Genomic DNA, 22164 nt, shown 5'->3' with positions numbered 1-22164 from the left:
GAATTATTAATCTACTGTTAATAGAGTGTTAAAATTTCTTGTCATTTTGTGGCAGACTCTCCGCTGTTATGTCTATCATTCTTCTTTATGTATGAAACAGGCTTTACCTTACATACAAATAATTTAGACATGGTCATGTTCATCAGTGCTTAGATGTAACGTATCCTGCTGTCCAAACTCAGGATGAAAATCATATACACTACACAGAAGGTTACGTTGTGTTTGAAGATGGCCACACCCATCATAAAGCGTATTCAGGTCCAGCTATACCGGTTGAAAATGGTATGCATGTTCACTATTATGATTTTTATACTACAGAAGACAATGGACATCAACACCGGGTCCGAGGCGTTGATCAACCAGCACCTGGAAATAAATAAAGCAAGTAAAGCTGAGATCTATTTTCATTCAAAATATTCAATAATAGGCAGCTGATATTAAAGAACCATCCCGGGCTGGGATGGTTCTTTATCATTCCCTTATCTCGAAGGGAGAATTCTTTTTCACCCGCTGGAACAGCAGGCTTGCCAAAAAGCAATTCTGCAGTCAGTTTCCAGCTGGCATAATTCCCAAATAAACTCCTTATGATTAGACCAACAAATGGATACGATTTCCTGATGGATCTCTTGTAAGGAGTACACCTTCTTCTTCTTCATGTACAGAAGAGCCAATGCCTTCTAATTGCCTTACCACTCGCTCTCTAGCTTCTTTGCTTGGGAAAACCAATGAATACCAGCTCAGCCCTGCACTATTTTCCGAAGGAGCAGGAGCACCTTCACCGGCCCAAGTATTTAGCCCGATATGATGATGGTATTTACCTGTTGCAATAAAGAGTGCCTGACTTCCTAAGTGGCTGACGACCTCAAATCCTAGACCTTTTATATAAAATTCTTCTATATCGCTAAGTTCAGATACGTGCAAATGAATATGTCCCATTACAGACTTTGCGGGGAGCCCCTTCCATTCTTGTTTGGCCTCAGAAAGCAGGTCCTTAAAATCTAATGGGTCGACTGTCATCTGCACTTCCCCATCTTTCCAAGTCCATTGGGCCGGCACACGGTCAGCGTAAATTTCAATACCATTGCCATCAGGATCGGAAAAATAAAGGGCTTCACTTACTAGATGGTCAGATGACCCGATTGGCAGGCCGATCTTTACGAAATGATTAACGATATCAGCTAAATCGGATCGATTAGGCAGCAGCAAAGCAAAATGATATAACCCCGTAGTATTTCTTTCTTTTGCCGTAACATTTTCAGGCTGCTCAATAGACAATAAGACTGTTTTTCCATTCGCAGAAAGTTTAGCCTTTCGTTCCGATTGTTCTACTATCTGAAAACCAATTACTTCCTGATAAAACCTGAGGGAACGCTCTAAATTTGTTACTTTTAGATTTACTTCTCCTACATAAATGTTTGATTCAGAATGAAATTCCATTTTGTCTTCCTCCAATTATTAAAAGTATTTAATTCTTTTGAGCATGGTATACATTTTCCACAGCATATGCGGATCTGTTCGTGATTACAAGGTAGATAGACAAAACCAGCAAAGCTAAATCAAGTTCATATCCAGCCATTTGGCCATTTCCCAGAAACCCAGCAGAGATTTTTACTTTAACGATGGCACCAATTAGTATAAGGGAGAACAGGAATCCCACTATTCGCGTTCCAAACCCGGCTATCATGGCAATACCACCAATTAACTCAATAAATGCCACTGCATAGGCGAAAAATCCTGGAAGCCCCAGGCTCTCAAAAAATCCAACGGTATTTTCTATTCCATTTTGAAATTTCGTACTACCGTGTATTAAAAAGGCCATTCCTAAAAAAACCCTTACCATTGTCGCAGCTAAATCTTGTTTCTTCATCATTTGTTTACCTCTTTCCTTTGATTAATTTTTCTAAAAGTAGTATAAAACTTTTATTACTTAGTTACTTTATGTAAGTTATTATATTTGTGTTAATTAATATCGTCAAGTAACTTTTTTGTAAACAATAAAGTAGTTATTAAAGATAAATTTATTGTATAATAAAATAAAGGAGTGTTTAATATGGATCAATCAATATGTCCAAGGTTTGAAAAAGCTATAAGCATTCTAAGTCAGCGTTGGACTGGATTAATTATTTACCAGCTGCTCTCTGGTCCACAGAGGTTTGGTACGATTGAATCTGCAATAGGAGTAAGCGGAAGAGTTCTTTCAGATCGATTAAAGGATCTAGAGAATGAGGGAATCGTCAAAAGAGAAGTCTATCCGGAAACCCCGGTACGGATTGAATATTCTCTTACAGAGAAAGGTTCTTCATTTGCACCACTTATGAAAGAAATTGAGAAATGGTCGCAAACGTGGTTGAATAGTCCAGAAGAAAGTAAATAAAAATGCCAATTGTCCTAAAAACAATTGGCATTTTATTATATTGTACCGGTGCACTTAAGCTTGTTAGTAAATGATATATATGTATAAGAAAATAGGAGAGCCAAAAGGCCCTCCATTTAATTTCTTTACGATATTACTGATCTTAACAGCAATTGCCTGTATTCCCCAGTAACACTAGCCCTTTTTTATCACCGCTAAGGTCTAGAATAAGGGTCTCGGTGTTTGGCTGGATTTTCGGATCAATTGCCACAAGTATTTCATTAATTGTAACTGTTATATCATCACGATCTGGCTCATCCAGAGCCAGTCCTACTCTTGGCTGTCCTCAGCCATAACCTGCAAAATAAACACGAATATTCTTTGCATTGTGTTCTAGAAACATTTGGTTTAGTATGTCACGTGCATCATCTGTAATCTGCAATGTTTGATTCTCCTTTCGTTCTGGTACCAGAAGTTATCCTATATCTTTTTTACCCCATTGACCAATGCCCAATCTTTAAATCGGGTAAATTCCAGACAATGCCTCTTTCAGTTTCGAGTTCCAGTGGCTTATTCTTTTACTTTCCCGTTTCAGCAAATGTCTTGATTCTGTGTTCGATTTCATCCCGTACACGCTGAAAAAATGCCCACTTTTCTTCATCTGTTCCTTCTGCTTTAGCAGGATCATCAAATCCCCAATGCTCACGTTTTACATGCGGCGGAGTAACAGGGCAATGGTCTGCTGCATGGCCGCACAACGTTACCACTAAATCAGCGTTATTTAAAATCTCTGGATCGATTACATCCGATGTCTGGTTAGTAATGTCAATTTCTGCTTCTTTCATCGCTTTAACCGCATTCGGGTTTAATCCATGTGCTTCAAGTCCAGCACTTTTAACCTCCCATTCAGGACTTAGATGTTTTTTTGCCCAGCCTTCAGCCATCTGGCTGCGGCAAGAGTTACCTGTACATAAAAAGTAAATGGTTTTTTTAGACATGATGAATTTCTCCTTTTATTGTGTAATTTTTTTATTAATGAATGATTAACAACCAAATATATAGACCTGCCAGTGTAATGAATAAAGTGGGAATGGTCAGAATGATACCTGTTTTAAAATAGGTTCCCCACGATATTTTAACCCCTTTTTGTGAAAGGACATGGAGCCACAACAGAGTAGCCAGAGAACCGATTGGAGTGATTTTTGGACCTAAATCAGAACCAATTACATTGGCGTAAATAAGTCCTTCCTTTATAAGACCAGATGTATTAGTGTCTGCAATTGCAAGGGCATCTATCATAACGGTTGGCATATTATTCATGATCGATGAAAGAATCGCTGCAATGAAGCCCATTGAAATAGTGCCAATAAACAAACCCTGGCTGGCTGCTGCTTGAATAACTTCAGCCAATACATCGGTTAAGCCCACATTTCTTAAGCTATATACCACTACGTACATTCCGATCGAAAAGAACACAATGGCCCATGGTGCTCCTTTAACAACGGATCTTGTATTCACAGCTTTACTGCGGCTTGCCATAAATAAGAAGAATATAGATACAATGCCAGCAATAAAGGATACAGGAATATGTAAAGCCTCACTTAAAAAATATCCCACAAGCAGGATGGCTAACACGATCCAGGAAAGACGAAACATTTTGCGATCCCGTATGGCTTCCGCCGGCTTTCTTAATTGAGCCAGATCATACTGTTTTGGAATCCTCTTTCGGAAGTAAAGATATAAAACCAGAATGCTTGCTGCGAGCGAAAATAAATTTGGAACTATCATTCTGGATGCGTATTCTGCAAATCCGATTCCAAAGAAGTCAGCGGAAACGATGTTCACAAGATTACTCACCACTAAAGGCAAAGAAGTTGTATCTGCAATAAATCCGCTGGCTATGATAAACGGGAAAATCAATTTATCTTCCAGTTTAAGATTCCGGACCATTGCAAGTACAATCGGAGTCAGGATAAGAGCTGCCCCGTCATTCGCAAAAAATGCTGCAACCAATGCTCCGAGAATACTTACATACACAAACATTTTGATTCCGTTTCCTTTTGCGGCTCTTGCCATATGAAGAGCGGCCCATTCGAAGAAACCAATTTCATCTAAGATTAAAGAAATAATAATGATAGCAATGAATGCAAGTGTTGCATTCCAAACAATTTGAGTCACATCGACTACATCTTTAAAGTCAACGACCCCGGCAATTAGAGCCAATATAGCTCCACCGCAGGCAGTCCATCCGATCCCGAGTCCTTTTGGCTGCCAAATGACAATCGTCAGGGTGATCAGGAAGATGATACTTGCTAAAATGACAGAAACCACTGTATTTAATCCTCCTTGTTAGTCACAGCAGATTCTTTTTCCCTGTGTTTCTAATTCATCTAATTTTTGTTTTTGGCTTGGTACTTCACGGATTATGGCGTGAACCCAATCCATATGAGGATGAGATAAATTCAAAGAATAGAAAATCCATTGCCCTTTTCTCGTCTCTTTCACTAACCCGCCATCTTTCAACTTACGTAAATGCTGGCTGACTGCAGGCTGAGTCATTTGAAAGAGCTCCACGAACTCACACACACAGCATTCCTGTTCAGAAATTACTTTTATAATACCGAGCCTGGTCTTGTCTCCAAGCAGTTTTAATATGCTTGCTGCGGTTTCAATATTGGGATAGAGTTTTTTCATGATTGCACCTCACAATCGAATAAGTATTTACGCATAAGTTATTTCTTCATCATTATATTAGTATATTCTTATTTATTCAATCCATTTGATTTAACCTTTACACGATCTTTACAATATCTTTTCCATTGCCATTACTACGTATTCTCCGTCTAGCATGGCCGCCTTCTTAACCTCTTTAGTAACCGAGTAGAATTCCTATTATTGTTCAGGGATATGTATTTGACAGCTATTATGTAATATAAAAAGGCATGAAAACAAATCGATTTGATTCGTTTTCATGCCTTATTTCTAAGCGTTTAAATCATATTGCTGGCCCTTCACCATAAAAACAACACTTTCAGAGATATTTGTTGTATGATCTCCTACTCTTTCTAAATCCCGGCAAATAAAAGATAACTGTGTAACCTGAGAAGTAACCTCTGGATTACGAGCAATGTATTCTAAAAGCTCTTTGACAAGCCTTCCGTACAATTCATCAATTTCGTTATCAAGTTCTGCTGTTTTTAATGCATTATTTACATCTTCTTCATTAAAGGCAGCCATTACTTGAGTTAACATGCCCGCTGCTTTTTCTGCCATTAATGGAATATCCTTCAAAGGCTTAAACAATTCTTTCTGCCCTATTCGAATAGTTGATTTAGCGATATTTACAGCTAAGTCGCCCACCCGTTCTAAGTCTGTTGCGATTTTTATACTTGTGACAAGTCTTCTTAAGTCGGAAGCAACAGGTTGTTGTTTTGCAATCAACCAAATAGCCTTTTCATTAATTTCAATATCCATTCGATTAATTTTATAGTCATTGTCTATAACTTTTAATGCTCGGTCTATATCTTGTGTAACCAGCGCCTCGACCGATTCATTTAAGGCATACGCCGCTTTCGTACCCATTTCCAGAACTAAACTTTTTAAAACAGAAAGTTCTCCTTCAAAACCTTGACGAGCGTTCATTAAATATCCCCCTTTATTTAACCGAAACGACCTGTGATATAATCTTCTGTTCTATTATCACGCGGATTAGAGAAAATGACATCCGTATCATTATATTCAACTAACTCACCACTCAAGAAGAAAGCCGTCTTATCTGAAATACGGGCAGCTTGCTGCATATTATGAGTAACAATGACAATACTAAAGTTTTGTTTTAACTGCTGTACAAGTTCTTCGACTTTTAACGTGGAAATTGGATCAAGAGCAGAAGTAGGCTCATCCATTAAGATTACATCTGGTTCAATTGCTAAGCATCTTGCTATACATAGACGTTGCTGCTGTCCGCCTGAAAGGCCATACGCATTTTCATGTAAACGATCTTTCACTTCGTCCCAGATAGCTGCTCCCTTTAAGCTGGTTTCGACAATTTGGTCTAGAGTCACTTTATCACGAATCCCGTGTATCCTAGGGCCATAAGCAACATTCTCATAAATTGATTTTGGAAAAGGATTCGGCTTTTGGAATACCATGCCTACTTTTGTTCGCAATTCCTCTACGCCGAATTTAGAGCTTAATATATTTTTCCCTCTATATTGAATTTCTCCAGCCATTTTTACAGTTGGAACCAGTTCTACCATACGATTTAAGGACTTAAGAAAAGTAGATTTTCCACAGCCCGATGGCCCAATGATAGCTGTAACATTATTTTCTGCTATGTCAAAATCAATATTTTTTAAAGCCTGGTCTTCACCGTACCAGAGATTAAAGCCTTTCGCCTCGAATACATTTGGTTTTTGTAATTTCTTGTTATTTGGTTCTGCTTGCTTGTTTTTATTTGTAGTTGAAATCAAAAGTACCCCTCCATCCAAGTATTAGTAGCGTTTTGAGAATTTATTTCTGATTAATACAGCGATTGAATTCATTAATAACAGCATAATTAGTAAGACCACAATACCTGCAGCAGCTACGTCATGGAAATCAGTTTGTGGCCGGCTGGTCCAGTTAAAGATTTGAATCGGCATAACTGTGAAACCTGACCAAATATTTTCCGGAACAAATGCAACAAAGGAAAGTGCGCCAATAACGATCAGAGGAGCTGTTTCGCCTACTGCACGGGATAGGGCCAAGATTACGCCCGTAATAATACCAGGAACAGCAGCAGGTAAAACAACCCGCCGAATGGTCTGCCACTTAGTCGCTCCTAATCCGTAAGAAGCCTCTTGAATATCCTTTGAAACAGCTCGAAGTGCCTCTTGTGAAGCAACCACTATAATTGGAACGATTAACAAACTCATTGTTAAACCGCCGGCCAGTACACTTCTTCCCATTTCTAGCATTCTAACAAATACGGTAAGACCCAGTAATCCAAATACAATGGAAGGAACCCCTGCCAGATTGGCAATATTCATTTGAATAAGACGAGTAAACTTATTCTTTTTTGCATATAATTCGAGATAAATCGCACATCCAACTCCTAAAATAATTGAAACAGGAGCTGCCACTGCCATTAACCAAATACTCCCGAAAATGGCTGCTTTTATACCTGCGTTTTCAGGTCTGCGCGAGGCAAAGTTGGTAAAAAAATCGCCGTCCAAATACCCAATACCTTGAGTGATAATGCGATAAATAAGAATGGCCAATACAACAAGACCAAACAGGGTTGCTGCCAAGAAAAGTCCTTTTACAAATGAGTTTTTAGCAGTACGCGAAGCCATTTTGCCTGCTACTTTCTCGTGATTAATAAATCCCATTAATATTCCTCCCTAAAACGCTTAGAGATAAATTGTGCTATAAGGTTCATGATTAGAGTAAATACAAATAACGTCATTCCGACCGCATAGATACTATAATAAATAGTGGATCCAAAAGAAGCGTCACCTAAACTTACCTGCACAATGTAGGCTGTCATTGTTTGAACTGCTTCGGTTGGATTGAAAGTAAGATTGGGAGAAGAACCCCCGGCGATCGTTACGATCATCGTCTCACCGATGGCACGGGATATGCCAAGTACAAATGAAGCAATGATTCCAGAAAGTGCTGCTGGTAATACAACTTTTAATGAGACTTCTAGCTTCGTAGAACCAAGAGCCAATGCACCTTCCCTCATAGCACGGGGAACTGCACTCATTGCGTCTTCTGAAAGAGAGGCTATCATAGGAATAATCATTATTCCTATTACTATACCCGGGCTAAGAGCATTAAAGAAACTTAAACCTGGAATGATTTTTTGCAAAAGAGGTGTAACAAATGTTAAAGCAAAGAATCCATAAACAATAGTAGGAATTCCCGCAAGAACTTCTAAGATAGGTTTAACCACTCTTCTAACGTTATCGCTCGCATACTCACTTAAATAAATGGCAGCAGCAAGCCCAATAGGAATCGCAACTAACATAGCAATTAAGGCAATCAATAATGTTCCTGAAATCAATGGAGCAATCCCGAACTTTGGATCTTGTTCAAAAAATGGGAACCATTCTTTACTTGTAATAAAGTCGAGGATTTTGACTCGATCAAAAAAGGTAACTGTTTCAAATAGCAAAGTAAATACAATTCCAATTGTAGTCAGAATTGAAATTAAAGCTGTGATAAACAAAAAGATTGGAACAGCCTTCTCGATTAACCCCTGTTTATATCTATTCTTTTTTTTATTGTCTTCGATAAGTTTTGCAATAGATACTTTATCTTTCTGCATTGAAAAACCCCTCATCCCTAATCAATAGTAAAGGTGAGAGGATTCCTCCCCTCACCGTTTTAGAGCCATTTTACTTCTTATGCTGCTCTAATTTTTTCAACGCTTCTTTATATTCTTCTTCCTTAAGGCTTACATAGCCCACTTCTTCAGCTAACGGCCCAGCATTTTCAAGTGTAAAGTTTATAAAGTCATATACTTCAGGCTTTTTAAGTGACTCAACATTTGCATAGAAGTATAACGGACGTGAAAGCGGCTCATATTCTCCACTCATAATTGTTTCAGGTTTCGGAGTAACAGCCTTACCCTTGCTGTTTACGATTGGAACTACTTTCAAATTATCTTTGTTTTCAAGGTAATACGCATAACCGAAGTAACCAATAGCGTTTTTGTTTCCTTGAACACCTTGTACTAATACGTTGTCATCTTCAGATAATGTAGTGTCTTTTCTCATCTGTTCTTCTTCAAGGATTACTTCATCGAAATAATCGTAGGTACCTGAGTCTGTACCAGGGCTATAGAATTTAATAGGTTCCTTTGGCCATCCTTCACGAACATCAGCCCATGTTTTTACTTTTCCAGTCTCCAGCCACATTTTTTGTAATTCTTCGACTGTCAGTTTATCGATAAAGTCATTCTCTTTATTAACAACTACGGATAGACCGTCATAAGCGATTTCAAATTCTTCATATTTAATGTTCTTATCTTTTAACGCTTGAATCTCTTCTTCCTTAATAGGACGAGAAGCATTACTTATATCTGTTTCGCCATTAATGAATTTTTCAAATCCTCCACCAGTTCCAGCAACACCAATAGGTGCTTTTACATTTGGCTGTTCAGCTGCATATTCTTCAGAAACAGCTTCCATGATTGGAAATACAGTTGAAGATCCATCTATTTGGACTGTTCCAGACAATTCTTTGGATGAACCTGAACCAGCAGCTCCATTGGATTTACTTCCGTCACCATTTCCACACGCTGCTAGTAAAAGTGCAGAAGATACAGTTAATGTAGCCAATAAAGATTTGAACTTCATTTTTTGACTTCCCCCAATTTGAAATGTTTTTGTTTGGTACAAGACTATATTACTAGTTAATTGTTATTGTAGGGTTAACGCAGTGTTAAGATTTGTAAAGCCTTTGTAAATGGAGGTTTTCTTTTGATTACAAATAGAAACTCCCCAACGGGGATGAAGGGGAGTTTGGTTTATAGTTGTCATGGATGAAGTGACAACTTGATCATATTATAAAGTTTTAATGTTAACGGTGTGTAAATTAAAGATGAAGAAATGTAAAATTAATGCACTTTCAAATTGAATTACACAAGGCATTGTGGCTTCTCTAGTATGTATAATAGAATAGTAATATGGTGGATTATACTCATTGGTTTTAATTCTTTATAATTGGTTCCCTAGATATCACATCTACATATTTAATTGGGCGTTAAACCAATTCCCTATATTGTCCTTATCTTTATCATATAATCACCCCAATTGTCGTTGATGCTTTGAGGTCTAAGCGAATGACAAATAACTAAAACATACGGGATTCCAGTTTAAGGAGCCCCATATGTTCCAACCAATCGTTTACCCGCAGTATAAATCCTTGTTGTCTTCGCTTGAGCCACAGCATGATTCATCGGCAGCTGTGTTTTCTGTGTTTGTTACTTCTTTAATTTCAACTCCGCAGCAGCCAGAGTCTACCTTTTTACCAGTTGCTTTTTTAATGAAATCAAACATCTTATTCACCTCCTTTAATTACCTGGCTCCCTATCTTTTATAACGAGTAAGGGACCTTCGACATTGCCGTCTGATGACACACGATTATTTTCTGTGAGTCTACTCTATGCCTGTATGTTTGATCTCCTGTCTGTAAAATCGGGGACCCACTAATCTAGAGGCAAACACTTTCATCGGAATAAAATATCCTTCATAACCCGGAATTGGTTAGACAAAAGTGAAAATAAATCCAGAAACTGTAGACATAACCACGACTGATACTACGAATGTAATAACTAGTTCTTTTTTAAAGATTGATTTTAAAAGAATGACCTCTGGCAGGCTTGCACCAGCTGAGCTGATCATCAATGCCATTACAGGTCCCAATGCCATTCCCTTAGCAATTAGAATTTGCGAGATTGGTATCATGCTAGATAAACGGATATAAAGTGGTATGCCAATGATGGCTGCAATAGGAATTAACCACCAGTGATCTTTACTAAAGATATTTGAAATCCATTCTGTTGGAACTACACCATGAATGAAAGAACCCACTCCTGCTCCAATAAGGAGGTAAGGATAGACACTTTTCATTAAATCCAACGTTTCTTTCCAGGCTTTCTTGAAGCTGAACTTTTGCTGTTCTTCCTGATACCCTGTCATTACTACGTTTTTAACTGCTTTCTGTAGTCCAAGCCATTCTAAGGTAAATCCAATAATAGCTGAGAATACTGAAGTAATCACAGTGTAGACAAAGGCAACTTTCCAGCCCATCACAACACCCATAATCGTTAAAATGGTTGGATCCAATACTGGAGAAGAAAATAAGAATACCATGACAATCCCGAAAGGCATTTTATTCTTTAGCATATTAACGACTACCGGAATCGTCGAACATGAACAAAACGGGGTAATAAAAGCAAGTACTAAGGCAAAAAATGCACCCGCCAGTTTATTTTCCCCTGCTATTTTTCTTTCGATTTTCTCATAAGGGATAAACCCTTGAAGAATACTGATCGCAAATGATATGACAATAAATAACAAGGTTAACTCTATTGCGATACTGAAAAAACTTTTTATGCTTTCCATCCACATGTTCCATCACTCCTTTTTAGCAGCTGCACGCACATCTTTGCAAGTTGCATTCTTTTGTTGTAAAAATCCCGTTTTTTAAAGATAACTGTTTTTTCGTACATTTCTTTCTTCACATTGAAAGGTTTTGGCTTGAACATGTTGATTCAGTTCCCTCTGCTTTCACTTTCATTAAAATTTTCTAACTCATGATTCATTACTTTTTCGTTGTTAATCAAATTATATTGATTTATTAATCAAAAAAAATTGATGTTTTGTTTGAAAAAATTAGCAGCAGCCTGGCGGTTTAAATAGACAGCAAAACTGTTCAGATAAAAGGGCATTCAGTTCTTTTTGATTTACATGATAATAGCTCCAGGTTCCCCTAGCTTCTTTCTCGATCAAGCCTGCGTCTAACAATATTTTTAGATGATAAGACAGCTTTGATTGTGTCATTTCGATTATAGGCTCTATATCGCATACACACATGCTTCCATTTTGAGTAAGAATGTTCAAGATGTGAAGTCGCTTTTTGTCCGCCAATGCTTTGAATTTACCTTCGTATTTCTCAAACAATAAATCTAAGCTGACATCTTCCAATGCTATTTTGATATCCATCTTTTCATCTCCTTTCATCAAACATTCTTGATGTATTTTTAATATATACCAAACAATTCCATTATACAACTGATAAATCAAAAAAAATTGATGTTTATTTTTATAATTTACTAAAGCAATATCTTTTATTTTTTTGGAAGTTCCTATTGCTCATTCCGATTTGTTTATTTACACGGGAGTTGGTGTGGAAGACTTTGCAGAAAAAGCTGTAGACACTATGAAGATGTAAAGATTCTAAAAGGAGCAGAAGGAATTGACCTATTAACCTCCCCCTGTGATTCTGAAAAAGAACACCATGATAGCCATGAAGAACATGACCACGGTGACCAAGACCCACATGTATGGCTAGACCCTTGTACTTGCCATTGAACTAGCAGACAATATAAAAACTCATTGTCGGAAACAAATGCCAGAACATGCTGCTGAGTTTGAATCTAATTGTTTCGATTTAAGTAAAGACCTGAATAAGCTGCATCAACAATATAAAATAGCCTTGTGAATTCGAGTACAAAGTATTTACTAGTTTCTCATGCTGCGTATTGTTTTTGGGAGAAGAGATATGGAATAGAGCTAGATGCCGTTTCAGGTTTATCACCTACACAAGAACCAACACAAAAAGAATTACAAAATATTATTAAAGAATCTAAAGAACAAGATATTTATTACGTAATCTTTGAACAAAATGTCCAAGCAAAAGTGGCAAAAATTCCTCTATCTCGTCATGGGCCAGCTTACTTATATCATGATAGAGGCAGCCGGTTTACAGGAGCATCAAAAACCGCCGAAGCAGCCAAAAATTCAAATAACTCTCCACTTCACTAAAAAAGTGAACTAAGCGGCTGCATTAGTTCACTTTATTATTTTATATTAATTTAACGAAATTTAATGGCATCTGCCGGAACATAAAAGTCTTTGCCGTTAAACACAGCTACACCGCTTAAATTCGTTTTTTTGCCGTTCATCCACATTTCATTTTTATTAGCCGGTATTTTAATTTCAACCTTTCCTTTTTTTGCAATGAATATAGGATTGAACTCATCGGTTTTATTAATTTCTGTAGTATAGCCTGCTTTTTTGAATAAATCGGTTGCACCAGTAAATAAATTACTGCTCAGCTTGCCTAAATCAAAGCCCATAAAACGGGACATTGCTAAAGCGAGATCCGTGTTCTCAATGACGCCTGTAGGTCTTGTCGGACCATACGTATAAAGAGTCATATCCTCGCCAGTGTGACCGCCTGTCGTAAAACCTAAATTAGCCCGTTTAGACAGCATATCTGACATTAAAGCACCTAATTTAGGTGATTCTTTTAATTTATTTAATTCTTCTTCAGTCAGGTTATCTAAACCGTATAATTCTGCTACCTCTTTAATGTTGGATTTATCTTCTTTTAGCTGGGAAACAGCACCTTCAACTGTCATTTTAGCTTTTTTCAAAGGATTAATATACGCAGAAACCGGCGTATTTGGATAAGAGCTGTTAGTATTAACGTTGCCCATGGTGATACCGCTGTTACCATGATCACTTACAGCAATAACAAGCGTATTTCCATCTTTTCTAGCAAACTCTTTTGCTTCTTTCACAGCTGCATCGAATGCAAGTGTTTCACTAACCATACCTATTGGATCATTAGCATGTGCTGCCCAGTCAACCTGGCTCCCTTCTACAAATAAGAAGAAACCATCTTTATCCTTTGATAATGTGCTTACTGCCTTCTTGGTCATGTCTGCAAGAGTCGGCTCTTCTGCTCTAGTAACAGGGCGGTTAAAATCATAGGCCATAGCATCCTGAGAAAAGCTTCCCCAGATTTTATCTGACTTAGAATTCATCAAATCCTGCCTATTTTCTACAAAGTCGTATTTTTTACCCTTGATGACATTAACCATGTTTTCGCCATCTTTTCTTGCATCGCCTTCAGTGCCAGGAAGAAGTGCTTCCTTTCCTCCGCCAAGCACAACATCGATGTTTTGATAAACCTGCTGTTCAGCAATGTCTCCAAAAAGACTTCTATGAACAGCATGAGACGAGAATGCAGCAGGTGTTGCATGCTGAATTTGAGAAGTAGCAATAATTCCAGTAGCTTTTCCTGCCTGTTTAGCCCCTTCTAAAACGTTTGCAACCGGCTTTTGCTGGTCCTGAGTTTTAATTTGTTTTAGACCAGGTGAGCTTACTTCAGAAGGCAGAATTCCTATATATTTATCATTCGACTTATTCCCAGTGGCCATCGCTGTACCAGCTGGAGCTGAGTCGGTTATTGCAGATTCTGCTGAATATGTACGAACCGCTCCTGACGCCATGGAGTCTATAGCTAAGTTTTGTCCTTTGTACCATCTCGACAGAGTCGTTGTTCCAGCACTTGTTCCGTCCATAACCATCATGATTACATTTGTTGGCTTTTTGCGTTTGTTATCTGCAGAAGCATGCGATTCCAAATTTTTTGATACTCCTAGACTACCAAGTGCTATAGCACCGGATAATGTAAGACCAAGTGTCTTATTCTTCCAATTCCCCTTCATTTAGGTGAAACCTCCCATTATTTATTCCTGCTATCCTATTTTAAAAATTGTTTATAAAGCTCTCATTACAGAAGAGTAAAGAATAAGTTAACTTATTTAACAGAAATGTAAACAAAAAACCGCTGCACAAAGTAGGTTTTTATAATTTTTTAGGTTTTTCAAGCATTTTTCCAAACTCTCTCTTCTGCATATTTTAGTTATATGAAAGCTGAATGGTCAACAGGCGGGGGTTTTTAGAGGTCCAATTTTATGCAGGAAACAGAAGGTATAAACAGCGTGTAATTGCTCCTAGTGTGCCTGAATCACCACCAATACAATGAACAGTTACTAGAACAACTATAGGGGCTGCCGCAGCAGCCCCCTTTCCACTAACGCACTCGTTAGTTTTAAAAATCATTTATAACACTCACTTCAAATATATAGGAAAGCTATTCCCTTTCTTCTGTTGAGTTTCTAGGAATTGGAGCAACTCTGCTTTCCGGAGGTACACTTTCATTTCCCATGTAATTATCACTCACTTGCTCATGTGTTATAGCTAAACCATTCGAAACCTGGTCCTCTCTGTAATAATCACCCGGCTGATAGTACCTGTTCGCTAATTTTAGACTCTCTTTATTTTCTTTATTTTCCATAGTTAACCCTTCTTTCGTTCTTGGATATTTTTCGTCAAAAGCATCTTATTCATACAGCAAGCCTAATCAAATTCAAAAGCAGCTATTTAGAAAATCTTTTGCTTCCCGCCAAAGGCTCTTTTTATTCTTTTCCCAACAGAACAGACGCCTTTCAATAAGAAAAAATGCTTTCCGGCACACACAATCTAAATAAGTTTAACTGAACCATAAATAAAAGCCCCTTTTCAGGAGCTGCTTTGAGTGATTGTTATTATCTTCGTTTCACAACCTTTTTAAATACCATATATCCAATTACAATTACAGCTAGAATTAAAATTACTTTCATCAAAATCAACTCCTCCCACTATTTGTCTATTTTGTTATATTCCCTTAATGGGTTATTAAGAAACCAATAAGATAAAGACAGAGTTAACGGCATTAGCAGCATCAATCATACTTTTCATAATCATTAAGCCTGTTAATTTTCATTTATGTTTAACCAAAGAAAATGGATGTATAAGCCCGTATTTGGTGAGAGATGTCCTAAGCCCTTTTGGTTTACAAATACAAAAAAAAGGAGTAATTTTGTTCATTGTATTCTGTATAAATAAGCTGCAGCAAATTTAAAATAAATATCATTCAGAATAGAAGGAGTTACACAGCTATGACTACACAAAAAACTAACGACTTTAATGAAATTGTTAAAGGGCGCCGTTCAATTAAGAATTACGATCCAACAGTAAAAATCAACAAGGAAGAAATGGAGGAAATCCTTTCACTCGCGACTACTGCACCTTCTTCCGTTAATATGCAGCCATGGAGGTTCCTTGTAATCGAGAGCCGCGAAGCAAAAGCAAAGCTTGCACCTCTTGCCCGCTTCAATCAGAACCAGGTAGAAACTTCTGCTGCTATGATTGCAGTGTTTGGGGATCTCAATAACTTCGAGAAGTTTGAAGAAATTTATGGCAAGGCAGTAGCAGAAGGGCATATGCCGCTTGAAGTGAAGGAAGGAATTCATAAGTCATTCGCTGGCTATTTCGAGACTATTTCCCGTGCAGAGATGGAAGATGTAGTACTAGTAGATGGAGGTCTTGTATCGATGCAGCTCATGCTTGCTGCCCGAGCATATGGGTATGATACTAATCCTATAGGCGGTTATGAAAAGGACAAAATTGCCGAAGCATTTGGTTTAGACAAGGAACGTTATGTTCCAGTTATGCTTATCTCCATCGGTAAAGCTGCAGACACTGGACACAAATCTGTTCGCCTTCCCATCGATCGAGTCGCACAATGGAAGTAAGCTGTTAAAAAACATAATGAAAAGGATGACTTTTTATGATTATTATTCACGCTACATTCCACGTTAATCCTGCCAAGCATGATGAATTTTTAACAGAGCTGCAGCCGCTTATCGCTGCGTCACGTAAAGAAAACGGAAATGTTTCGTACAATCTGTACAAAAATACAGAAAATGATAATATATTCATGATGGTTGAAGTCTGGAAGGATGCACAGGCAGTTGACAGCCATAACCAAAGCAGCGATTTTACTTCATTCGTTGGCAAAGTGAAGGAATTTCTGACTGCACCGCTTGATGTAAAAGCATTTGATGGACAGCCTGTTACATTATAAATTTAACGATGAGAGACCTTTAGTGGTCTCTTTTTTATAAAAAGAGATGAGAGTAAATAGCGATCTCTTCACATTCTTTCAACATAGTTTGAAGAAGTTACTTTTTAGTCGTCCTCATTTTAATCACAGTTAGCGAACAAATCCCTTTTACCCCTAACGCACCCGGTAGTGAAATAAAGAAAAGGACTGCCAAAGCAGCCATCATTAAACTATGATACCCTATAGTAACTTAAGCTAAAAATTAATTCATGTTTGTTGCGAAGGATATTGGTGAAGTTTTAAGGATACCAGCTCCATCTTTAGATTTCACTACAAATGACGACTTTTCAGAGCCTTCGAGCATCCTTAAAGGATTTGCCATCGAAACCATTAACACCCTGATTATTAGGTTTGAATTGTGTTTCTCCTACAATTCGACCAACTTTTATATCGACATTAACCTTTGGTCCAAATGTAACTCCTCTTTGATCCTGGGTTTTAAATGAAATTGTATACTCACCTTCAGCACTCAGCCCTTTAGCTAAAACAATGAAATCCACCGTTTTATCATTAATAACCGTAATTACAAGAACCTCGGTTATCTTGAAAAGGGAATTCTTAAATTTGTTTTTTTCTAAATCTACTACTTGCTCCTTTAGAGACTTTTGAGTAGAACCCGCAATAGTCATAAGAATGGTAAAAAGAAATATTGTTAATTTAATTTAATTTAATATCCCCCCTCGTGTTCAGGTCATCAAATAACTATTCTTTATATTTATCTGATTTTTCTTCTAGATTCCTGGTGAATATTAGACAGACAATGCTATGAAAAAATCCGCTATAAAACTAACGCACCCTTTAGCCATCCCTGCAGCGAAAGAATCTCGCTGCACCACAGAGAATGAATATGGTTAGGACCTGTCCATACTGATACTGTCCTTAATCCAGTCACGCCCTCCTCATTTTTTGACGATTGAGCAGGGCCTTAAATATTGCTTTTTTCTAAGTCTAGAGGAAACTTATTTTCATGGAAGTTTAAGTACGTTACTTCACAAAAACTAATTAAGCTCTTTAAAATAAAAGTAGGTATTACTCCACATGAAGTAATACCTTGTTTCTTCACTGTAGTATTTATTTAATGAAAACACTAAAGACTTTCACGAAGGGAGATTTAGCTGCCACGATACTCCATACCGATCATTTAGCCAACCAAACCTTTGACTAAAACCATAATCACCAATTGGCATAAGGGCTTGTCCACCCTCGATAAGTTTCTGATAAAGGTTGTTAATTTCTTCTTCAGTATCACAAGTAACAAAAAATGAGAATGAAGGAGTAAAGGAAAACTGATGCTTCACATTACTGTCAATGCACATAAATTCTTGCCCTTTTAAGGAAAAAGCAGCCTGCATTACAGTTCCTTCGTCTCCAGCTTCATTCGCTCCATAGCGAACAATACTTTTAATTTCTGAATCGTCAATGATTGATATGTAATGATTCATCGCTTCTTCTGCTTTACCATCTTGAAACATTAAGAATGGTGTAACTTTTTCCATTAAAAATCAACTCCTTTAGTCACTTAATTAAAGCCTTCATTATTTAATATAATAAAAGGTGACTTTAATTAATAATGACATTTCATAAAAAATAATTCAATCCGATTCATACTTCAACTAACGGACCCGTTACTTTAAGTACGATCTTTCACAATCTGAAGAGAAGCTGCCACTATGACAGCTCCGTTCCACTCTTTAAAATTCAATTTGTTTAATATTCTTGCTGGGTTCCCACCCACCACTACATTTTCTGGCATGTCTTTAGTAACTACTGCACCTGATGCTATAACAACATTATCTCCTACCGTTACTCCTGGGTTTATTACGGCACTTCCTCCAATCCATACATTGTTTCCAAAAGTAATCGGTTTTGCATATTCCTTACCTGAATTACGTTCAGTTGGATTAAGTGGATGTGTTGCAGTATAGATTTGTACTCCAGGTGCAAGCACACATTTATCCCCCAAATCGTACTTCACAAACATCTAAAATGGTACAGTCGAAGTTTGCAAAAAAGTTATCTCCTACGTGTGTGTTATAACCATAATCAAATCGTATATTTGGCTCCATATATACGTATTCTCCAGTTGTTCCAAGTAATTCCTTTAATAATTTAGTCCGCTTTTCTCCTTCAGTTTCAATAGTTTGATTATATACCCTTACCTTGCTTCTTGCTTCCTCACGTTCCTTTAATAATACTGGATCAGCAGGATTGCACATTTCTCCAGCCAACATTTTTTCTTTTTCAGTTTTCATTTTAGACCTACTTTCAAAAGTGTTTGATAGCGTATAATTGAATTTACTTGTATATACAAGCATATTCAATCTCAATTACTTTCCTTATTGCACTAACGCACCCCTTTTGTTTAACAGTTTGGCTAATCAACCTAATTACACAAATTACATAGTGACTCGACCTTAGTCCGGCTAAGCCAGCAGATACCAATAAATTGTGTATCTTTGGTGTTATTCCATGTTTTTCACATCTAATTGAACATTTAGTTAGTTTTTTTCAAAGCTCCTTTTTTTGATACGGGAGCATTTTTGCCAAATATAACAGAAAAGACAACAATCACTGCTATTACAAGAGTGAACAATGTGATGGATTCATCTAGAAATACTGTTGCAAATAGAATCATCAAAAATGGTTGTAAGTATTGAATCTGACTAACTCTTGCTATTCCGCCCATAGCCATTCCGCTATACCAAGCAACATATGCTAGAAATTGACTAACCACTGCGAGATATATAAAACTAACCCAAGCTTGTATTGGGGCATGGAGCATTTCAGATGTAAGGTTTAACCCAACTGGGATAACGAAAAATGGAGCACCGATCATAATTGCCCAAGCAATCACTTGCCAGCTGCCTAATTCTTTCGCTAATTTCCCACCTTCTGCGTAACTAAGTCCAAGTATAAGCACAGCTGCTAGTAAAGCTAAATCGGCAAATTTTAATTCACCGAATCCAAGATGAATTGCATACATAATAACAGCTAAAGATCCGATTATACTTGAAATCCAGAATTTGAGAGAAGGAATTTCTCCTGCTCTAAACATAGCAAATCCGGCTGTTGCTAGCGGTAAAAGGGCTAGTTCCACAGCTCCATGAGAAACAGGCAGGGATACCATTGCCCAAGAAGTAAGGAGAGGAAATCCTAAAACTGCACCTGCAGCAACAATAAGCAGACGTTTGAATTGGCGGGGAGAAGGTAGTTTTTCTTTTCGCACAATCAATACTACGGCTACTAAAATAGCGGCTGCAACTGTTCTTCCTAAACCAACGACCGTAGTACCAAAATACTCTACTGCAATACTTGTAGAAGGGAGCGTTAAGCTAAAACAAATGACGCCTACTAATCCCAAAAATAATCCTAATTTCTCTCTTGTTTCTCCCTGCATCTTATCCAACCCCAATTTTCTATATTTCAAATCACATCTGTACCATTTCTTACCAAAAAATTCTGATATAATTAACATACTATGAGTACATCCAATAAAAATAAACCATTTAATAATCCATCTGTCCTGGTACAGTTAAAGGAGGATCTCTACATGAACTCAAAATATATTAAGATAATGGAAGAAATTAAGATTCAGATAGCAGATGGTTCGGTAATTGCAGGCAGTAAACTCCCTTCTGTTCGTCAGTTATCTGAGTATTTTTCATGCAGCAAAAATACGGTCATGAAAGCATACGCCGAACTTGAAAAAGAGCATTTAATTTATTCTGTTCCTAAAAGCGGCTACTATGTTGTGAATGAATTTCAAAAAGCGACGGAAATAAATGAGGTGATTGATTTCTTGTCTGCCGGTCCAGATAAAAATGCTATGCCTTATGTGGAATTTCAACATTGTATTAATCAAGCAATAGACCAATATAAAGAAGAGCTTTTTACATACTCTGATCATCAAGGGCTTTACTCACTACGAGTACAGCTAGTGAAATATTTGCAAAATTTACAGGTGTTCACTGAACCTGAAAGATTAGTGGTAGTATCTGGCTCGCAGCAAGCCCTAAATTTATTGGTTTCTATGCCATTTCCAAATGGAAAAAACAATATTCTAATTGAGCAGCCTACTTATTTCGGATTTATCGAGTCAATCAAACTGCACCAAGCTACTACTTTTGGAATCGAGTTATCGATGGAAGGTATTGATCTTGAACGTCTGGAATACATTTTTCGAAATAATGATATAAAGTTTTTCTATATTGTCCCGAGATTTAACAATCCACTTGGACATAGTTACACGAATAGCGAAAAGAAAAAGATCGTTGAGTTAGCTGAAAAATACGATGTATATATAGTGGAGGATGATATTTTAGGAGACCTTGATCCAAATCCAAAATCAGATCCTTTATTTTCTTCTGATCCTTCGGGGAGAGTGATTTATATTAAAAGCTTTTCGAAAATTTTCCTCCCCGGGTTAAGGATTGGTACTGTTGTTCTTCCTGCATTAATGCTAAACAATTTTTTACGATACAAATTTACTTCGGATTTTAATAGTCCAGCACTTTCTCAAGGTGCACTAGAAATCTATTTAAAAAATGGTATGTTTAATAGCCATCTTAAAAAAATAAAAGAGGTATACCGTATTAAAATGCAAATCCTACAAGAAGCATGTGAATTATTTCTACCGCCTAATACTGATTTTTCGAAACCGACTTCAGGATTCTATTTATCCATCAGTTTGCCCGAGAATATGACCGCAAAACAGGTGGTTCATATGCTAAACGAGCAGCATATATATGTTGATGATGCCTCTAGAATGTTTTTACCTGAATATAGAAAGGAAAATCTCCTTCGATTAAGTATCTCTCAAGTGAACGAGAATCAAATAAAACTAGGGATAGAACGATTGGCTCGCTGTATTTCTTTAATTGACAGTAGAAAAAATCATAATACTCCAAATAAACATTTACTCCTATTTTAGAGTAATTGAAGAAGATACTTAAAATACCTGGAAAATAAGGATTGATTATGACCTGTTTGCCAGTATTGATATTTTTAAGGTAACGTTTATTAAATTCAAAAATTCTTATTCAACAATAGAAGTTATTGTGCTAACGGGGGCTTTTCCTGAATAAGACAGTCCTTTTCCTAAATCTATTAAAAAGGAAAAACCCCCTCTTATTGTCATGAGATTGAGGGTTTTTCTTTAGGTAATAGAGCTGTGGTTTCCTCTAAACACATAGACTACATTGAATAAGAAACTCACATGATTACTTGACTCACACCCCAAGATGAAAATATTTCATCTTGGGTTTTTGTATTGCTCGCTATTCCCATAATGGTTAATG

At 37.2% G+C, this 22164-nt stretch carries 22 protein-coding genes and 2 pseudogenes; 6 read left to right on the top strand and 18 right to left on the bottom strand.

Features of this window, described 5'->3' with window-relative positions; genetic code table 11:
• Window positions 1–131: 131 nt before the first annotated feature.
• A pseudogene (locus tag JOC77_RS16945) lies at window positions 132–380 on the top strand (YmaF family protein); the annotation flags it as partial.
• Window positions 381–588: 208 nt separating this feature from the next.
• On the opposite strand, the gene JOC77_RS16940 reads toward JOC77_RS16945, so the two are convergent.
• Both JOC77_RS16940 and JOC77_RS16935 read right to left on the bottom strand, forming a co-directional pair.
• Complete coding sequence (locus JOC77_RS16940; protein ID WP_204545719.1) at window positions 589–1437, bottom strand: VOC family protein; 849 nt, start codon at window positions 1435–1437, stop codon at window positions 589–591.
• Between the two features lie 28 nt (window positions 1438–1465).
• Window positions 1466–1870, bottom strand: coding sequence for a DoxX family protein (locus JOC77_RS16935; protein ID WP_204545718.1), 405 nt, complete (start codon window positions 1868–1870; stop codon window positions 1466–1468).
• Between the two features lie 180 nt (window positions 1871–2050).
• Here JOC77_RS16935 and JOC77_RS16930 point away from each other — a divergent pair, with 180 nt between their 5' ends.
• Window positions 2051–2374 (top strand): winged helix-turn-helix transcriptional regulator, encoded by a 324-nt coding sequence (locus JOC77_RS16930; RefSeq protein WP_204545715.1) that lies wholly within the window; start codon window positions 2051–2053, stop codon window positions 2372–2374.
• 557 nt (window positions 2375–2931) lie between these two features.
• Here JOC77_RS16930 and arsC read toward each other — a convergent pair.
• From arsC to JOC77_RS16875, 11 genes are all read right to left on the bottom strand, one after another.
• The gene (gene arsC, locus JOC77_RS16925; protein ID WP_204545713.1) at window positions 2932–3351 is read right to left on the bottom strand and encodes an arsenate reductase (thioredoxin); all 420 of its coding nucleotides are present in this window, start codon (window positions 3349–3351) and stop codon (window positions 2932–2934) included.
• A 34-nt stretch (window positions 3352–3385) separates the two neighbouring features.
• Window positions 3386–4684 (bottom strand): arsenite/antimonite efflux transporter, encoded by a 1299-nt coding sequence (locus tag JOC77_RS16920; RefSeq protein ID WP_204545712.1) that lies wholly within the window; start codon window positions 4682–4684, stop codon window positions 3386–3388.
• Between the two features lie 18 nt (window positions 4685–4702).
• The gene (locus JOC77_RS16915; protein ID WP_204545710.1) at window positions 4703–5047 is read right to left on the bottom strand and encodes an ArsR/SmtB family transcription factor; all 345 of its coding nucleotides are present in this window, start codon (window positions 5045–5047) and stop codon (window positions 4703–4705) included.
• A 288-nt stretch (window positions 5048–5335) separates the two neighbouring features.
• The gene (gene phoU, locus JOC77_RS16910) at window positions 5336–5995 is read right to left on the bottom strand and encodes a phosphate signaling complex protein PhoU (RefSeq protein ID WP_204545707.1); all 660 of its coding nucleotides are present in this window, start codon (window positions 5993–5995) and stop codon (window positions 5336–5338) included.
• Window positions 5996–6012: 17 nt separating this feature from the next.
• The gene (gene pstB, locus JOC77_RS16905; RefSeq protein ID WP_377337596.1) at window positions 6013–6822 is read right to left on the bottom strand and encodes a phosphate ABC transporter ATP-binding protein PstB; all 810 of its coding nucleotides are present in this window, start codon (window positions 6820–6822) and stop codon (window positions 6013–6015) included.
• A gap of 24 nt (window positions 6823–6846) precedes the next feature.
• Window positions 6847–7689 (bottom strand): phosphate ABC transporter permease PstA, encoded by an 843-nt coding sequence (pstA, locus tag JOC77_RS16900; RefSeq protein WP_377337599.1) that lies wholly within the window; start codon window positions 7687–7689, stop codon window positions 6847–6849.
• Window positions 7690–7724: 35 nt separating this feature from the next.
• Complete coding sequence (pstC, locus tag JOC77_RS16895; RefSeq protein WP_204545697.1) at window positions 7725–8666, bottom strand: phosphate ABC transporter permease subunit PstC; 942 nt, start codon at window positions 8664–8666, stop codon at window positions 7725–7727.
• Window positions 8667–8736: 70 nt separating this feature from the next.
• Complete coding sequence (locus JOC77_RS16890; protein WP_204545694.1) at window positions 8737–9699, bottom strand: PstS family phosphate ABC transporter substrate-binding protein; 963 nt, start codon at window positions 9697–9699, stop codon at window positions 8737–8739.
• Between the two features lie 549 nt (window positions 9700–10248).
• Complete coding sequence (locus tag JOC77_RS16885) at window positions 10249–10401, bottom strand: hypothetical protein (RefSeq protein ID WP_204545691.1); 153 nt, start codon at window positions 10399–10401, stop codon at window positions 10249–10251.
• A gap of 207 nt (window positions 10402–10608) precedes the next feature.
• On the bottom strand, window positions 10609–11475 hold the full coding sequence (locus tag JOC77_RS16880; protein ID WP_204545688.1) for a permease: 867 nt from the start codon (window positions 11473–11475) through the stop codon (window positions 10609–10611).
• Window positions 11476–11739: 264 nt separating this feature from the next.
• Window positions 11740–12069, bottom strand: a complete 330-nt coding sequence (locus JOC77_RS16875; RefSeq protein ID WP_204545685.1) for an ArsR/SmtB family transcription factor — start codon at window positions 12067–12069, stop codon at window positions 11740–11742.
• A 495-nt stretch (window positions 12070–12564) separates the two neighbouring features.
• Here JOC77_RS16875 and JOC77_RS16870 point away from each other — a divergent pair, with 495 nt between their 5' ends.
• Window positions 12565–12891 (top strand): metal ABC transporter solute-binding protein, Zn/Mn family, encoded by a 327-nt coding sequence (locus tag JOC77_RS16870; protein WP_204545682.1) that lies wholly within the window; start codon window positions 12565–12567, stop codon window positions 12889–12891.
• 50 nt (window positions 12892–12941) lie between these two features.
• On the opposite strand, the gene JOC77_RS16865 is transcribed toward JOC77_RS16870, so the two are convergent.
• Together JOC77_RS16865 and JOC77_RS16860 are read right to left on the bottom strand one after the other, a co-directional pair.
• Window positions 12942–14585 carry an alkaline phosphatase gene (locus tag JOC77_RS16865; RefSeq protein ID WP_204545666.1) on the bottom strand — a complete coding sequence of 548 codons (1644 nt, stop codon included), beginning with the start codon at window positions 14583–14585 and terminating at the stop codon, window positions 12942–12944.
• 428 nt (window positions 14586–15013) lie between these two features.
• Entirely contained in the window at window positions 15014–15217 is a 204-nt protein-coding gene (locus JOC77_RS16860; protein WP_204545663.1) for a YozQ family protein, read from the bottom strand.
• A gap of 643 nt (window positions 15218–15860) precedes the next feature.
• Here JOC77_RS16860 and JOC77_RS16855 point away from each other — a divergent pair.
• A complete protein-coding gene (locus tag JOC77_RS16855; protein ID WP_204545660.1) occupies window positions 15861–16496 on the top strand; it encodes a nitroreductase family protein in 636 nt (211 codons plus the stop codon).
• A 35-nt stretch (window positions 16497–16531) separates the two neighbouring features.
• Window positions 16532–16828, top strand: a complete 297-nt coding sequence (locus JOC77_RS16850) for a putative quinol monooxygenase (protein ID WP_204545658.1) — start codon at window positions 16532–16534, stop codon at window positions 16826–16828.
• A gap of 1136 nt (window positions 16829–17964) precedes the next feature.
• Here the strand turns inward: JOC77_RS16850 and JOC77_RS16845 are convergent.
• The 3 genes and pseudogenes from JOC77_RS16845 to JOC77_RS16835 all read right to left on the bottom strand — a co-directional run bounded on the left by JOC77_RS16845 (window position 17965) and on the right by JOC77_RS16835 (window position 20264).
• Complete coding sequence (locus JOC77_RS16845; protein ID WP_204545656.1) at window positions 17965–18363, bottom strand: VOC family protein; 399 nt, start codon at window positions 18361–18363, stop codon at window positions 17965–17967.
• 200 nt (window positions 18364–18563) lie between these two features.
• Window positions 18564–19119: pseudogene (locus JOC77_RS16840) on the bottom strand (sugar O-acetyltransferase); the annotation flags it as partial.
• Window positions 19120–19361: 242 nt separating this feature from the next.
• On the bottom strand, window positions 19362–20264 hold the full coding sequence (locus JOC77_RS16835) for a DMT family transporter (RefSeq protein WP_204545929.1): 903 nt from the start codon (window positions 20262–20264) through the stop codon (window positions 19362–19364).
• Between the two features lie 153 nt (window positions 20265–20417).
• Here JOC77_RS16835 and JOC77_RS16830 point away from each other — a divergent pair, with 153 nt between their 5' ends.
• The gene (locus JOC77_RS16830; RefSeq protein WP_204545654.1) at window positions 20418–21797 is read left to right on the top strand and encodes an aminotransferase-like domain-containing protein; all 1380 of its coding nucleotides are present in this window, start codon (window positions 20418–20420) and stop codon (window positions 21795–21797) included.
• The last annotated feature ends 367 nt before the right edge of the window (window positions 21798–22164 follow it).

The organism is Peribacillus deserti (genome assembly GCF_016909175.1).
Classification (GTDB): domain Bacteria; phylum Bacillota; class Bacilli; order Bacillales; family DSM-1321; genus Paraperibacillus; species Paraperibacillus deserti.
Note: the sequence above shows the minus strand (reverse complement) of the source record. Positions and strands in the feature narration are given on the sequence as shown.